This is a genomic window from Streptomyces sp. NPDC032940 (genome assembly GCF_040636935.1).
In the GTDB taxonomy this organism is placed as follows: domain Bacteria; phylum Actinomycetota; class Actinomycetes; order Streptomycetales; family Streptomycetaceae; genus Streptomyces.
The window spans coordinates 40,809-55,879 of record NZ_JBEZVJ010000018.1 but is presented as its reverse complement, the minus strand read 5'-3'; the positions used below and the strand labels follow the sequence as shown (position 1 = coordinate 55,879).

Genomic DNA, 15,071 nt, shown 5'->3' with positions numbered 1-15,071 from the left:
GCATCGACGGCGGCGGGAATGGCCGGTGGCCGGGGAGCGCTGGGGGTGCGTGAGGGCTGCTCCCGCCCGGCCGCGCACCGCGATCCTCCCTTGATCGCTCACAGCGAACAGACACCCGGGAACAATCACTGGCTCCCGAGCATTGAGTCGGCATAACTCAACTTGACTGCCGAAGGGGAGATCATGGCTGCTGAGTCCGCTGCCTTCACACCGCTCACCCTGCCCGTGCTGCCGCTCGACGACGAGGTCGTGCTGCCGGGGATGGTCGTCCCCCTGGACCTGAGCGACTCCGAGGTACGGGCCGCGGTGGAGGCCGCTCAGGCCGCCGCCACGTCCGAGCCCGGGAAGCCCCGGGTCCTCCTCGTCCCCCGCGTCGACGGCACGTACGCGAAGACCGGCGTCCTCGGCACGGTCGAGCAGGTCGGCCGCCTCGCCGACGGCGACCCGGGCGCGCTGATCCGCGGCCGGGGCCGGGTGAGCATCGGCGCCGGCACCACCGGCCCCGGCGCCGCGCTGTGGGTCGAGGGCACCCGCATCGACGAGAGCGTGCCCGAGCCGCTGCCCGGCCAGGTCGCCGAACTCGTCAAGGAGTACAAGGCCCTCGCCACCGCCTGGCTGCGCAAGCGCGGCGCCTGGCAGGTCGTGGACCGCGTCCAGGCCATCGACGACGTCTCCGCGCTCGCCGACAACTCCGGCTACTCGCCCTTCCTCACCACCGAGCAGAAGGTCGAGCTGCTGGAGACCACCGACCCGGTCGCCCGCCTCAGGCTCGCCACCCGGCAGCTGCGCGACCACCTCGCCGAGCAGGACGTCGCCGAGACCATCGCCAAGGACGTCCAGGAGGGCGTCGACAAGCAGCAGCGCGAGTTCCTGCTGCGCCGCCAGCTCGAGGCGGTCCGCAAGGAGCTGCGCGAGCTGAACGGCGAGAGCGAGGGCGAGGAGTCCGACGACTACCGCGCCCGTGTCGAGGCCGCCGACCTGCCCGAGAAGGTCCGCGAGGCCGCCCTCAAGGAGGTCGACAAGCTGGAGCGCGCCTCCGACCAGTCGCCCGAGGGCTCGTGGATCCGCACCTGGCTGGACACCGTCCTCGAGCTGCCGTGGAACGAGCGCACCGAGGACGCCTACGACATCCAGGGCGCCCAGGCCGTCCTGGACGCCGAGCACGCGGGCCTCCAGGACGTGAAGGAGCGGATCACCGAGTACCTGGCCGTGCGCAAGCGGCGCAGCGACCGCGGCCTCGGTGTCGTCGGCGGCCGGCGGGGCGGTGCCGTGCTGGCCCTGGTGGGACCGCCCGGCGTCGGCAAGACCTCGCTCGGCGAGTCCGTCGCCCACGCGATGGGCCGCAAGTTCGTCCGCGTCGCCCTCGGCGGCGTCCGCGACGAGGCCGAGATCCGCGGCCACCGGCGTACGTACGTCGGCGCGCTGCCGGGCCGGATCGTGCGGGCGGTCAAGGAGGCCGGGTCGATGAACCCGGTCGTGCTCCTGGACGAGATCGACAAGGTGGGCTCCGACTTCCGGGGCGACCCGGCCGCCGCCCTGCTGGAGGTCCTCGACCCGGCGCAGAACCACACCTTCCGGGACCACTACCTGGAGGTCGAGCTCGACCTGTCCGACGTCGTGTTCCTGGCCACCGCCAACGTCCTGGAGGCCATCCCCGAGGCCCTGCTCGACCGCATGGAGCTGGTCCGTCTCGACGGCTACACCGAGGACGAGAAGGTCGTCATCGCCCGCGACCACCTGCTCCCGCGCCAGCTGGAGCGGGCCGGCCTGGACAAGGACGAGGTCACGATCGACGAGGGCGCGCTGCGCAGGCTGGCCGGCGAGTACACCCGCGAGGCCGGCGTGCGCACCCTCGAGCGGTCGATCGCCCGGCTGCTGCGCAAGGTGGCGGCCCAGCATGAGCTGGGCGAGCGGGAGCTGCCGTTCACCGTCACCGACGGCGACCTGCGCGGCCTGATCGGCCGGCCGCACCACGTGCCCGAGTCGGCGCAGGACCCGGCGGAGCGGCGCACCGCGGTGCCGGGCGTGGCCACGGGCCTCGCGGTGACCGGCGCGGGCGGCGACGTGCTGTACGTCGAGGCGTCGCTGGCCGACCCGGAGACGGGCGCGGCGGGCCTGACGCTCACCGGTCAGCTGGGCGACGTGATGAAGGAGTCGGCGCAGATCGCGCTGAGCTTCCTGCGCAGCCACGGCGCAGAGCTGGAGCTGCCGGTGGCCGATCTGAAGGACCGGGGCGTGCACATCCACTTCCCCGCGGGCGCGGTCCCCAAGGACGGCCCGAGCGCCGGCGTCACGATGACGACCGCCCTCGCCTCGCTGCTCAGCGGGCGCCTGGTCCGTACGGACGTGGCGATGACCGGTGAGGTGTCGCTGACCGGCCGGGTCCTGCCGATCGGCGGGGTGAAGCAGAAGCTGCTCGCCGCGCACCGGGCCGGGATCACCACGGTGATCATCCCGAAGCGCAACGAGCCCGACCTGGACGACGTCCCGGCGGAGGTGCTGGACAAGCTCGACGTCCACGCCGTCACCGACGTCCGCCAGGTCCTGGAGCTGGCCCTGGCACCGGCGACGAGCGGTGCCGAGCCGGAGGTTCCGGTCGCGGCGTGACGGACGCGACCGGGAGAAGGAGAGGGCCCGGGTCCCCGTGCGGAGACCCGGGCCCCGCCCCTGTCCCGTGTGGCTCAGCCGTTGGCGAGTGCCTGCACCCGGTCCGGCGCCCCCGTTGCGGTGTTCGTCCGGGGGGCGCGACCCCCCGGACCCCTGGCCGGGGCGGCGGTGCTCAGCCGTTGGCGAGTGCCTGCACCCGGTCCAGCGCCCCGTTGAACTTGTCGTGGTCCCCGACCGTCGGGCCGGAGGACGTGTACTGCCACATCGTGTAGTAGCCCCAGCCGGCCGGCAGGGTCCCCACCGAGGTGGCGTAGCGGGCGATCCACAGCGGATTGTTCGCCGCGAAGCCGCCGTAGTTGCCGGTGCACTGGGTCCACCAGCTGGTGGCCGTGTAGATGACGGCGTCCCGGCCCGTGCGGGCCTTGTACTGGTTCAGGAAGTCCCGGATCCAGGTCACCATCGCGCTCTGCGACTTGCCGTAGCAGGCCGCTCCGTACGGGTTCCACTCGATGTCCAGCGCGCCCGGCAGCGTCTTGCCGTCCCGCGACCAGCCGCCACCGTGGTCGACGAAGTAGTTGGCCTGCGTGGCGCCGCTCGTCGTGTCCGGGGTGGCGAAGTGGTACGCGCCGCGGATCATCCCGATGTTGTACGAGCCGTTGTACTGCTGGGCGAAGTACGGGTTCGTGTAGTACGTCCCCTCGGTGGCCTTGACGTAGGCCCACTTGACCCCGCTGTTCCACAGGGTCGACCAGGCGACGTTGCCCTGGTGGCCGGAGACGTCCACGCCCTCCGTCTGGGGCGCGTCGCCGGGGACGGGGGTGCCCTGCTGTCCGTCGTGGGCCAGCACGCCCATGCCCATGTGGGCGGTGCCGCGGGCCGGGACGTCGGCGGCCGACGAGGGCTGGGCGAGGAGCAGGGAGAGAGCGGCGAGCAGAATCCCGGTGGCGGCGAAACGCCGGCCGCGGGCCGATCCGGATCTGTGCACGAGCATGAACGTGCCTCCGATGGCTCGGTGGTGCTCGGTGGGGGTCGACGTGCATGGGGAGAAACCGTGAGTGGCGTGAGCATGCCATTCACGGCCCGGTGAAGACGCTACGCACGTAGAACGGGGGGTGTGAAGAGGGGTCGGGAGCTGCCGTTGGTCTAAGCCTGCGAAATACTTGCCAAGCTGCGGTGATGGCGGCCCGTGGCGGAAACTTTCAGGACCGGGAAAATCGAGGCAGGGGCTGACGTGCACGAAGAGGGAAACGGCGGCGGTCGCCAGGGCGAAGCCCGCCCGTCCGGGAGTGGTGTGAACCAACCGCAGTTCCTCGCCCTGGAACGGGAGTTGACGGTTCTCTTCCGGCGCGCCCGGGCCAACCAGGGCGAGATGGCCCGGGAGGTCCACCCCGACCTGGAGTCGTCCGCGTACGGCCTTCTCGTCCGGCTCGGCGAGTCCGGCGGACAGCGCGCCACGGAACTCGCCGCCTACATCGGCGTCGGCAAGGCCACGATGTCCCGCCAGTTGCGCGCCCTGGAGGAACTCGGCCTCGTCGCCCGCGAACCCGACCCCGCCGACGGCCGCGCCTGGCTGGTCACCCTGACCCCGGAGGGACAGGAACGCGTGGGCAGGGTGCGGGAGGCCCGCCGCGCCCGGTACGCCCGCCGGCTCGGTGACTGGGACCCGCGGGAAGTGGCCGAGCTGGCCCGGCTGCTGCACGAACTCAACCGGGGGATGGAGAAGTAACGCCGGGGCCGCCCCCTTCACAACTCCGCGTACACCACCGTCGCGTCGTCGTGCGCCTTGCTGCGGCCGAGGAACTCCCTCGCCCCCGCCGCGTCCGCGCGCTCCAGCTCCCGCACCCGGTCGACCAGTGCCTGCGCGCCCTGCTTGCGCACCAGGGCGAGGCAGTCCGCCCAGTCGCCCTCCCCGAACGTCTCCACCCAGCGCGCGGCCCCGTCGGTCAGCGCCGCCAGCGTCCGCACCTCTGCGCGCGGCAGCGTCCCCGTCACCGCCCGGGCCGCCACCGCCGGGTCGGCCGCGGCCGTGAAGAAGCCGCCCTCCTTGTTGCGGTAACCGGCGTCCACGATCGCGTCCGTGGCCAGCGCCGAGCGCGGCAGCCGCGCCAGCCGGTCGTCCAGGACCGCCGTGACCGTGCCGGCGGGCGCCTCCACCAGCAGGGCCGAGTCGGACAGCACCAGATACTCGACCCGTTCGGGGGACCACCGCGCCAGGACCACGGTTGCCTGAGGGGTGCGCGGGTGAGAAAGGTCACAGGTTTCCGCGTGGGTCGCGGAGGTACGCGCGATGGCGCGGGACAGGACGTCGGCGAGAGGAACATCCGCGAGTGAAACGGTCAGTTCGGTCAGCGCACCGCCGAGCCGCGCGGTGAACCAGGGCACGGAATGCAGACAGCCCGTCGCGCCCCTGGGCGGCGTCACGCCGTCGAGCACGACGAGTGAACCGCCCTGTCCCGAGGCCGGTAGCGCGACGCTCGCGAAGTCTTCGTTGGGGCGGTCGGCGAGGCCTGGTTCCGAGACGAGTTCCGTACGCATCCGGCCAGTCTGCACGACCCCTTCACAGGCTCCGCGAAAGGCTGGCAACTCTCCCCGAAAGCACCCCGGTCACGCAGGTCAGCAGCCGGATTTGGGGTGGAATACTTCACTCCGGGAAGGCGTGGCGGCACATAGTGCCACCGCCCGTCGCAGACGTCCAACCGGCGCGCAGGGCGGGCCCGTCGCACGAGCCACGGGAACTTGCCCGCCAACTCCCCTCCGGGGTTCACTCCTTCGGGTGGCGGGTCAGGTGATGCACGCCCACCGCCCACCGGCACTGGGAGGGTCGGGAACCGGTGGGGGGCCTGCCCGGCTCACACGGTCTCCCCGCCCGGCGCACGACCGGCGGCGGGGGAACAGCCCAGAGCTTGGGGAAGGGTGCACGCGCCGGCCGGCCAGTTGACGGAGCGCCACCCGGGCCCACGGGTAAACGAGTCAGGAATGCGAGCACCGGTGCAGAAGACGCGGCCTCGTCGTACAGGCAAGCAGACGGCCCCCGCGGGGAGCGCGGAGCGAACCCCCGGCACCCCCTCCACGCCGGCGGCCGAGGCGCCACCCGTCGGCAAGGGCCGCCCCACCCACGTACGCAACCGGCTCATCGTCGCCGTGGCGGTCGTGGCCGCCGCCGTCGCCGGAGCCGGGGCCCCCTCGATCGTCGCCGCCTCCGGGCAACTGCACGACACACAGGACCTGGTGACGCTCGCCGAGCAGACCCAGGACGCGCTGACCCTCGCCCACTCCCTCGCCGACGAGCGGGACGAGGTCACCCCCTACATCGCCGCGGGCCGCCCCAAGTCCAAGGCCCCGTCCGAGCAGCGCAGCGCCCGTGTCGACCGGCAGGTGGAGGAGCTGCTCGCCGACACCGACACGCCCTCCTCCCTGCGCGAGGACCTCGACGCCGTCGCCGCACTGCGCCGGTCGGCGCTCACCGGGAAGAGCACCGCCCTCAAGGCGCACCAGGCCTACTCCGAGGCGATCGCCGAACTCCACGCCCTGGCCGAGGCACTGGCCGAGCGGATGCCGGCCCGCGCGGGCTCCGGCGCCTACGCCCTCGCCGAACTGGACACCGCCGTCCAGCAGGCCGCCGCCACCCGGGGACTGCTGCTCGCGGCGCTCGGCGTGCCGAGCAGCACCGAGACCGTCATCGACCCGGTCACCGGGCTGCCGACCGAGTCCGTCACCTCCTCGGACGCCGACGCCGAACAGCGCGACGCCCTCACCGCCGCCGCCCAGCAGGCCCGGGTGCGTTCCGACGCCGCCCTCGCCGGCTTCCGCGACGGAGCGCCCAAGGAGGCGCGGGACAGCTTCGACGCCACGGTCACCGGGCCCGAGGTCAACTCCGCCGAGAAGTACCTCGCCGGCCTCACCGACCAGCCGGCCCTCTCCGACGACGACCTCGGCACCTCCGTCAAGAAGCTGGACGCGGCCCTCTCCGCCCGCGTCGACGCCATGCGCGGCGCCGAGTCCGCCCTGTACGAGAAGCGCACCCAGGAGCTCGAGCGGCTGCGCGACGACGACGTCACCGCGCTGGAGATCCGGATCGCCGCCCTCGGCGCCCTGATCCTGCTCGCCCTCGGCATCGCCACCGCCATGGCCCGCACCCTCACCCGCCCGCTCTCGGTGCTGCGCCGCGGCTCGGCCCGGCTCGCCGGCGCGGAGGACCCGACGGGCCAGGAGCCGGTCGCCTTCACCGGCCGCAACGACGAGTTCGCCCAGGTCGTCCGCTCCGTCAACGCCCTGCACGCGCACGCCGTGACGCTCGCCGAGCGGGTCAACACGCTGGAGTCCGACCGCAAGCACCTCGTCGGCCAGCGGCAGAAGATGGCCGACGCCCGCGAGGAACTGCGCGCCGAACTCGCCGAGTCCGCCGCCCAGCTGGAGGTCGTCCGCAAGAGCATCGGCGGCACCTTCGTCAACCTCGCGCTGCGCACCCTCGGCCTGGTCGAGCGGCAGCTCGCCGTCATCGAGAGCCTGGAGGAGCGCGAGCAGGACCCCGACCGCCTCGCCACCCTCTTCAAGCTCGACCACTTCGCCACCGTCATGCGCCGGCACAGCGAGAACCTCCTCGTGCTGGCCGGCACCGAGCACATCCAGCACAGCGCAGGCCCCGTGCCGCTGGTCGACGTGGTCCGGGCCGCGGTCAGCGAGATCGAGCGGTACGAACGGGTCCGCATCGCCGCGCTGCCGCCGCACGCGCACGTCGCCGGGTTCGCCGCCGACGACCTCTCCCACCTGCTCGCCGAGCTGATGGAGAACGCCACCTCCTTCTCGCCGCCCGACCTGCCCGTCGAGGTCTCCGGCTGGCTCCTGGAGAACGGCGAGGTGATGCTCTCCGTCCAGGACGAGGGCATCGGCATGGCCACCGAGCGCCTCCAGCGGCTCAACGCCCGCCTCACCGACTTCGATCCGGAAGCGCCCTACGACCAGGAGGGCGAGGACGGGCTCGGGCTCGGCCTGTACGTGGTGGCCCGGCTCGCCCACCGGCACGGGGCGCGTGTGCGGCTGCGGGAGCAGAAGCAGGGCGGCGTCGCGGCCGTCGTGGTCCTGCCGAGCACGCTGCTCGCGGCGGCGCCCCCGGCGGCCCTCGCCCCGGTCGCGCCGGTGTCCGACGGCACCGGCTCCTTCACCCTGCCGGGCGCCGACGCGGAGGCCAACTCCAACGTCCTGCACGGGCGCGCGGAGAAGGGGACGCGGCGGGACGCCGACCCGCTGGTGGCCTCGGCGGAGGAGGCGGTACGGCGCGCGGAGGCGGAGGCGGCGGCCACCGAGCCGGAGCCGACGCGGGAGGAGACGGTCACCGAGGTGCCCGAGCCCGTCCCGGGGCCCGCCGGTGAGGCCGCGGAGACCGGCGGGACGGCAGCCGCCGAGGCGCAGGAGGCTGCGGAGGCCCCGGAGGCGGCGAGCGCGGGCGGCGTCAGGGACTTCCCCGACGACACCACGATGGAGCTCTTCCTCCCGGCCCAGCCGCAGCCCCGGCAGGAGCACGAGCAGGAGCAGGTTGGGGCCCCGGCCGAGCCCGCGGCCCCCGAGCCCGCCCCGCAGCCCCCGGCCCCGGAGACCGCCCCGGCCCCGCCGCACGCCGCCGCCCCGGCGGAGGCCCCCGCTCCCGCCGACCCCTACGCCATCGGCCCCGACGTCCACGAACGCACCGCGGACGAGGGTGCCGAACCGGACGGTGACCCCGTCACCGCCAAGGGTCTACCCAAGCGGACCCCGAAGCTCACCACCCTCGCCGCCGTCCCACGGCCGCGCACGGGGGGTTCCGTCGACGCCGAGGCACTGCGCCGCCGCCTCGGAGGGTTCCGCCGGGGGGCGGAGGCCGGGCGGCGCGACGTCGAGGCCGAGATCGCCGAGCGGACCGACCGCCACCAGGCGCCGCAGGCCACCGGCACCACCGAAGAAGCCACGGGGGGCACCGTCGAGGAGGCAAGCAGTTGACCGCTCCCAGTACCTTCGGGCTGAGCAGCGAAGCCCGTAATCTGCACTGGCTGCTGACCAACCTCGTCGAGGAGGTCCCCGGCATCCTGTCCGTCGCCGTGGTCTCCTCCGACGGCCTGCTCCTGCTCTCCTCCGACCAGGAGCGGAACGAGGCGGCCCGGGTGGCGCGGGGCGAGCGGCGCACCGGCCCGCGCGGCTCCGCCGCCGACCTCGCCACCGTCGTCTCCGGCGTGGGCAGCCTGACCGTCGGCGCGGCCCGGCTGATGGACTTCGGCCAGGTGAAGCACACGATGGTCGCCATGGACGAGGGCAGCCTGTTCGTGATGTCGATCAGCGACGGTTCGCTGCTCGGCGTGCACGGCGCCGCGGACTGCGACATGAGCGTCATCGCGTACCACATGGCCCTGTTCGTCGGCCGCGCCGGCCACGTCCTGACCCCCGAACTCCGCAGCGAGCTGCGGCAGTCCCTGGAGTCCGAGTCGACCGGGAGCGCCCGATGAGCAGCAGTCCGAGGAAGGCCCCGAAGAACCTCCCCGTGCGGGGCGCGGACCGCAAGCCGGCCCGCGTCCGCCCCTACTCGCTCACCGGCGGCCGCACCCGCTTCGGCCACGTCCTGCTCGTCGAGACGTTCGTCGGCGCCACCGCCGGCACCGCCGCGCTCGAAGCCGCCGAGGAGCGCAAGGAACTGACGAACGGCGGCCTCACCTCCCGCGTGATGCCGGAGATGCGGGCCATCGTCGAACTGTGCCGCCGTATGCGTACGGTGGCCGAGATCGCCGCGCTGCTGAAGATGCCGCTCGGCGTGGTCCGCGTGCTCCTCAGCGACCTCGCGGACCAGGGAAAGATCCGTGTGTACGGCACCGGGACCGGCCACGGCACGGGCCGCCCGGACCGCGCTCTGCTCGAAAGGGTGCTCAGTGGACTCCGTCGTCTCTGACGCCGCCGCCTACGGCGTCTCCCCCCTCGTCGACCCGGACGAGACCGTGCAGCCCTGGCAGACGGACCGCACCCGCGCGCCGATAGCGACGAAGATCGTCGTGGCGGGCGGTTTCGGTGTCGGCAAGACCACGCTGGTCACCGCCGTCTCGGAGATCACGCCCCTGCAGACAGAGGCGCTGATGACCCAGGCGAGCGAGGACACCGACGACCTCAGCGACACGCCGGACAAGCTCACCACCACCGTGGCCATGGACTTCGGCCGCATCACGCTCGACGACGACCTGGTGCTCTACCTGTTCGGCACGCCGGGCCAGCAGCGGTTCTGGTTCATGTGGGACGACCTGGTGCGCGGCGCGATCGGCGCCGTCGTCATGGCCGACACCCGCCGCCTGAAGGACTGCTTCCCGGCGCTGGACTACTTCGAGAGCTGCGGGCTGCCGTACGTCGTCGCGGTGAACCACTTCGACGGCAGCGAGCTGTTCGACGCGGAGGACGTGCGGGAGGCGTTGACGATCCCGCCGCACATACCTGTAATGATCATGGATGCGCGCCGCCGGATCTCGGCCATCGAGACCCTCCTGTCCCTCGTGGGCCACGCGCTCGACGAAACCCCCGAGTAAGAGACGGAAACCGCATGCGGAAGATACTCGTCGTCGGAGCCGGCCAGTCCGGTCTCCAGCTCGCCCTCGGCCTGCAGTCGCACGGCTACGAGGTCACCCTGATGTCCAACCGGACCGCGGACGAGATCCGCACGGGCCGGGTCATGTCGACGCAGTGCATGTTCCACACGGCACTCCAGCACGAGCGCGATCTCCAGCTGAACTTCTGGGAGTCCCAGGCCCCGAAGATCGAGGGGCTCGGCGTATCGGTGGCGGTCCCCGGCTCCTTCGACCCGGGTCCCTCGCAGCGTGCGATCGACTGGTTGGGCCGGCTCGACGGCTACGCGCAGTCGGTCGACCAGCGGGTGAAGATGGCCGGCTGGATGGAGACCTTCGCGCAGCGCGGCGGCCAGCTCGTCATCCACGGTGCGGCCGTCGGCGACCTGGACTACTTCTCCCGCGCCTACGACCTCGTCCTCGTCTCCGCGGGCAAGGGCGAACTGGTCCAGATGTTCGGCCGGGACGCCTCCCGCTCCCCGTACAGCGAGCCGCAGCGCGCCCTCGCGGTCGCCTACGTGCACGGGCTGGGCCCGCGCCCGGAGCACCCGGACACGGAGGCCGTCCGCTGCAACCTGGTGCCCGGCGTCGGCGAGATGTTCATCATGCCGACCGTCACCACCTCCGGCCGCGCCGACATCCTGTTCTGGGAGGGCATACCCGGCGGTCCGCTCGACGCCTTCAAGGACGTGAAGGACCCCTCGGAGCACCTCTCCCTGACCCTGGAACTCATGGAGAAGTTCCTCCCCTGGGAGTACGCGCGGGCCACCAAGGTCGAACTGACCGACGCCGGCGGCACCCTCGCCGGCCGCTACGCCCCCACCGTCCGCAACCCGATCGGGCGCCTGCCCGGCGGCGGCGCGGTCCTCGGGGTCGCCGACGTGGTCGTCGCCAACGACCCGATCACCGGCCAGGGCTCCAACTCGGCCTCCAAGTGCGCCGCCTCCTACCTCGCCTCGATCCTGGAGCACGGGGACAAGGAGTTCGACGAGGCCTGGATGCAGCAGACCTTCGACCGCTACTGGGAGACGGCCCGGCACGTCACCAAGTGGACCAACGCCATGCTCGCCCCGCCGCCGGAGCACATCCTGAACCTGATCGGCGCGGCCGGTCAGCTGCAGCCGGTCGCCGACCGCTTCGCCAACGGCTTCAACAACCCCGCGGACTTCGAGAACTTCTTCTACGAGCCGCAGAAGACCGAGGCCTACCTGGCGGAGGTCTCCGGAGCGGCCGGCGCGTAGGACGCGCCGTATCCCCGGTCGGAACCGGCCGTCGCCCCCTCGGGGAGCCTCGGCGGGGTGTACCGCCGCAGGGGCTCCCCGCCGGGGTCGGGCCGTACGGCGCCCAGGACCGGATTGGCCGCGATCGGCGACACCTTGACCTCGGCGCCGGGCCGCGGTGCCTGGACGACCATGCCGTCCCCGAGGTACAGCGCGACATGCGTGGCCTCGGGGAAGTAGACGACGAGGTCGCCGGGCCGCAGCTCCGTCAGCGGGACGCGCTCCAGCCTCGCCCACTGCTCCTGGCTGGTCCGCGGGATCGGCGTACCGGCCCGCTGCCAGGCCACGGAGGTCAGCCCCGAGCAGTCGTACGAGGCGGGGCCCTCCGCGCCCCACTGGTACGGCTTGCCGAGCTGCTCCACCGCGAAGCGCACCGCCCGGTCGCCCTCCGCGGACGGCTTGCCGTCGTCGCCGATCGCGCCGGACGCCAGCAACCGATCCTGCGCCTCGGCGACCCCGTCGTCCTCCAGGGCGGCCAGCCGGGCCAGTTGCCCGGTGCTGAGCGAGGCGAGCAGCTCCTCCACGGCGCTGAGCCGGTCGCGTACGCCGTCCCGGTCCTTCTTCTGCCGTGCGGCGAGCGCGGTCTGCTCGTCGAGGGCCTCGCGGGCCCGGCGGGCCAGGTCGTCGGCCTTCTTCTCGCGGTCGGCCAGCCGCCCCACCGTCTCGACGCGCTCCAGGGCCAGCCGCCCGATCACATGCCCCTGCTCGAGGGCGTGCTGGGGATCGCGGGCGAGCAGCAGCCGCAGATAGGGCGAGAGATCCCCGCTGTTCCGGTACTGCTGCCGGGCCAGCCGGCCCACCGCGCCCCGGCCGTCGCGCAGGGAGAGCCGGGCCCGGGCCAGTTCGGTCTCCAGGCGCCGCACCTTCGCGCGCTGCCGGGTCAGCTTCTCCTCGGTGCCGTTGTAGGTCTCGGTGGCCTTCTCGGCCTCCCGGTACAGGCCCTGAAGCTCCGTCAGCAGCTCGGCGACGGAGCGCTCGCCGGGCGCGGGCGCGGGTGCGGGAGCCGGTGTCCGCGCGGGCGGGGCCGGCGATGCGGGTACGGGAGTGGGCGCGGGCTGTGCCGTGGCGGGCGCCGGTGCGAGGGCGATCCCCGCCGTCACCGCCGCCGTACAGACCAGGCGGAGAAGCGTTCCTGACATGCTGTCACCTCCGGTGCGGCGGCTCCTTCGTCCGCTCCGCACCGCGAGCATCGGGCGGACTTCCGGAACGCGCGCGCCGGATGTGCGCGGTTCGGCGCAATCCGGTCACCCGTGCGCGTCGTCCGGCTTGCCGCCCGGCGTGGCATCGGGTGCGCCGCCGGGAGCGGCGTCCGGCCGGGACCACGGCCAGCGACGGCGGGGCCCCTTGCCGCCCTCGGGGTCGTAGGCGTACTTCCAGCGGGCGAACCCGATCGCCGGCCGGCCGGAGCGGGGCACCCGCCGGTAGACGAGCACGGTGGGCGGCCCGCCGTCCGGGGCCGGTACGGGGATGCGGTACGTCTTCGGCGGATGCCCGGTCGGACCGACCAGCACGGGCAGCACCCGCCCGTCCATGGGGCCGCCCTCGAAGGGGGTGTCTTCGCTCTTCACGGCACCAGTGTCAGACATCCTCCGCCAGCACCTCGACCAGCGCCGAGGTCTGCGGGTCGCGCCGCGCGGTGGCCGTCAGCATGGCGAGGAACTGGTCGACGAGCCAGTCCCGCAGCTCGCCGAGGGGCGGCTGCTTGTCCTCGTCCAGCCAGATCAGCGAGGCCGCCTCCACGGCGGTGATCCACATCCGGACGGTCATCCGCAGCCGGGGGCTGGCCTCGGTGACCTCCAGGTGGCTCATGATGTGCTCGGCGGCGGCCCGGCGCACGCCGTCCACGATGGACGTGGTGCGGGAGGTCTCGGCCACGCTGCCGCCCCGCAGCAGGGCGCTGAAGCCGGTGTCGTGCTGGTCGACGAAGGCCAGGTAGCGGTCGAGGGCGCGGGACAGCCGGGTCAGCAGGGGTCCCTCGCGGGGTTCGTCGAAACACTGCTGGAGCTCGTCGGCGGCCGACCTGAGGGCCGCCTCGTAGAGCTGCTGCTTGCCGCCGGGGAAGTACCGGTACACCAGCGGACGGGAGACCCCGGCCTGCTCGGCCACGTCGTCCAGGGAGACCTCCTCCGGGGGCCGGTGGGCGAAGAGGGCGAGCGCGGAGTCGAGCAGCTGGACCCGGCGCTCCTCGACGCTGAGGCGGCGGTAGGCGGGGGTGGGGGCCTGCGGGGTCATGGTCCGCAGCGTAATCGCTCCGCTGGGCGGGGCCGGGGGGCCGGTGGGGGCGGCGGTGTCCGGATCGTGCCGTCCGGGGCGGCGCCTTGCCCGGCGTCGAGGGGCCCGGCGCCGGGGCGGACCCGGGTGGGACGCGGCGCCCGGCGCTCCCGGGGTGCCTCCCCCAGAGGTGGCCCCCAGCGCCCACCCGTGCCGCCCCAGCGGCACTGCCGCCCGCGGCTGGGGCGGCTGCGTGCGGTTGCTACGCCAGCAGGCCCGAGGACTTCCACAGGCGGCGGCCGGTGCCGCGGAGGACGCCGATGTCGTCCAGGAAGTCGGTCAGGCGCTTCGCGCCGGTCTGCATGATCTCCCTGCGGTGGCCGCTGGCCTGGACCTGGGCCACGGCCTCCCGCTTGTCCAGGCCGACGTTCGTGTAGACCTCGGGGTTGACGAAGGCCTTGGAGAAGACGCGGGCGAACTCGCCGGAGGTGACCCGGGTGAACTCCTGCGACCACTTCGGGGCCGTCACCATCTGGCGGCGCAGCTCCTCACGGGCGTAACGCACGTGACGGGCCTCCTCCACCACGTGGATGCGCGTGACGCCCCGGATCAGCGGCTGGATCCGCTCGTCCGGGAAGGTCAGCCGCTGCATCCAGTCCAGGACCTCCTCGCCGAGCAGGGTGGCGGTGAAGGAGCCCGGCGTGGTGGAGATCGTCTTGAACAGGCGCCCCAGGTGCTGGTGGACCGGGCTGACCGGGTACCACGGGGTCTCACCGCGCGAGATCAGCCGGGCGAACATCTTGGAGTGCCGGCACTCGTCCTCGATCTCGGTCAGCGCGTAGCGCACGTGCGCGCTCGTCGCCGACTTGTCGTAGATGTGCCGGACCAGCAGCTGCATCAGGATCAGCTCGAACCAGATGCCGAGCGAGGCGAGCGCCGCCGCCTCGTGCTGGGAGAGCAGGATGCGCTGCTCCTCGCTCATCCGCTTCCACATCGGGGTGTCGTACAGCGACACCAGCTCCGGCGGCCAGAACCACTTGCCCTCCTCGAAGGGCGCGTCCCAGTCCAGTTCCTTGTCCGGATCGAAGGAGTGCTTGGCGGACGAGTCGAGGAGCCGTTCGGCCACCTGCTCCCGGTCCTTGAGCAGGCCGAGCGCGTCGCGCAGACCGTCGAGCGCGTCGGCTTCCGTCAGGGTCGTCATGGCTCTCCCACCTCATCGTGTTACCCGCGGTCACTCACTCGTCTTATGAGACTGCCTGTCAGCAAGCTCGTCAATCCCCTGGGACGGACTTGTTGACCGCGAGTAAAGAAGTGAGAGGTTCTCAGGTTCCTGGGCCGGGCGGCCGAGCCCCTCCGGTACCGCGAGCGCCACCGGCGCCGACGCTCCCGGCGGGAGGGATGTCCG

Annotated in this window: 13 protein-coding genes; 7 read left to right on the top strand and 6 right to left on the bottom strand. The window is 73.0% G+C overall.

Features of this window, described 5'->3' with window-relative positions:
• Window positions 1-183 precede the first annotated feature (183 nt).
• Window positions 184-2,607, top strand: a complete 2,424-nt coding sequence (gene lon / locus AB0E77_RS21635; protein ID WP_361573059.1) for an endopeptidase La — start codon at window positions 184-186, stop codon at window positions 2,605-2,607.
• 172 nt (window positions 2,608-2,779) lie between these two features.
• Here the strand turns inward: lon and AB0E77_RS21630 are convergent, their stop codons facing one another.
• Window positions 2,780-3,598 (bottom strand): lysozyme, encoded by an 819-nt coding sequence (locus tag AB0E77_RS21630; protein WP_361573057.1) that lies wholly within the window; start codon window positions 3,596-3,598, stop codon window positions 2,780-2,782.
• 240 nt (window positions 3,599-3,838) lie between these two features.
• On the opposite strand from AB0E77_RS21630, the gene AB0E77_RS21625 reads away from it, so the two are divergent.
• Entirely contained in the window at window positions 3,839-4,333 is a 495-nt protein-coding gene (locus tag AB0E77_RS21625) for a MarR family transcriptional regulator (protein WP_361573055.1), read from the top strand.
• A 17-nt stretch (window positions 4,334-4,350) separates the two neighbouring features.
• Here AB0E77_RS21625 and AB0E77_RS21620 read toward each other — a convergent pair whose 3' ends face one another.
• A complete protein-coding gene (locus tag AB0E77_RS21620) occupies window positions 4,351-5,142 on the bottom strand; it encodes a protein phosphatase 2C domain-containing protein (protein WP_361573053.1) in 792 nt (263 codons plus the stop codon).
• A 441-nt stretch (window positions 5,143-5,583) separates the two neighbouring features.
• On the opposite strand from AB0E77_RS21620, the gene AB0E77_RS21615 reads away from it, so the two are divergent.
• Genes AB0E77_RS21615 through AB0E77_RS21595 form a run of 5 tightly spaced genes read left to right on the top strand, consistent with a single transcriptional unit; the run spans window position 5,584 to window position 11,416 of the window.
• The gene (locus tag AB0E77_RS21615; RefSeq protein ID WP_361573051.1) at window positions 5,584-8,580 is read left to right on the top strand and encodes a nitrate- and nitrite sensing domain-containing protein; all 2,997 of its coding nucleotides are present in this window, start codon (window positions 5,584-5,586) and stop codon (window positions 8,578-8,580) included.
• Window positions 8,577-9,080, top strand: coding sequence for a roadblock/LC7 domain-containing protein (locus AB0E77_RS21610; protein WP_361573049.1), 504 nt, complete (start codon window positions 8,577-8,579; stop codon window positions 9,078-9,080). The genes AB0E77_RS21615 and AB0E77_RS21610 overlap by 4 nt, the downstream gene beginning before the upstream one ends.
• Window positions 9,077-9,517, top strand: coding sequence for a DUF742 domain-containing protein (locus tag AB0E77_RS21605; RefSeq protein WP_361573047.1), 441 nt, complete (start codon window positions 9,077-9,079; stop codon window positions 9,515-9,517). Before AB0E77_RS21610 ends, AB0E77_RS21605 begins: the two co-directional genes overlap by 4 nt.
• Window positions 9,498-10,139, top strand: coding sequence for an ATP/GTP-binding protein (locus tag AB0E77_RS21600; protein WP_361573045.1), 642 nt, complete (start codon window positions 9,498-9,500; stop codon window positions 10,137-10,139). Before AB0E77_RS21605 ends, AB0E77_RS21600 begins: the two co-directional genes overlap by 20 nt.
• A gap of 14 nt (window positions 10,140-10,153) precedes the next feature.
• Window positions 10,154-11,416 (top strand): styrene monooxygenase/indole monooxygenase family protein, encoded by a 1,263-nt coding sequence (locus AB0E77_RS21595; protein WP_361573043.1) that lies wholly within the window; start codon window positions 10,154-10,156, stop codon window positions 11,414-11,416.
• Here AB0E77_RS21595 and AB0E77_RS21590 read toward each other — a convergent pair.
• The 4 genes from AB0E77_RS21590 to AB0E77_RS21575 form a co-directional block, all read right to left on the bottom strand.
• A complete protein-coding gene (locus tag AB0E77_RS21590; RefSeq protein WP_361573041.1) occupies window positions 11,380-12,594 on the bottom strand; it encodes a C40 family peptidase in 1,215 nt (404 codons plus the stop codon). The two genes, AB0E77_RS21595 and AB0E77_RS21590, sit on opposite strands and share 37 nt — an antisense overlap.
• A 105-nt stretch (window positions 12,595-12,699) precedes the next feature.
• A complete protein-coding gene (locus AB0E77_RS21585) occupies window positions 12,700-13,023 on the bottom strand; it encodes a hypothetical protein (RefSeq protein ID WP_361573039.1) in 324 nt (107 codons plus the stop codon).
• 10 nt (window positions 13,024-13,033) lie between these two features.
• Window positions 13,034-13,687: a helix-turn-helix domain-containing protein gene (locus AB0E77_RS21580; protein WP_361573037.1), complete on the bottom strand. Its 654-nt coding sequence runs from the start codon at window positions 13,685-13,687 to the stop codon at window positions 13,034-13,036.
• Between the two features lie 241 nt (window positions 13,688-13,928).
• Window positions 13,929-14,867, bottom strand: a complete 939-nt coding sequence (locus AB0E77_RS21575; RefSeq protein ID WP_361573035.1) for a diiron oxygenase — start codon at window positions 14,865-14,867, stop codon at window positions 13,929-13,931.
• Between the last annotated feature and the right edge of the window lie 204 nt (window positions 14,868-15,071).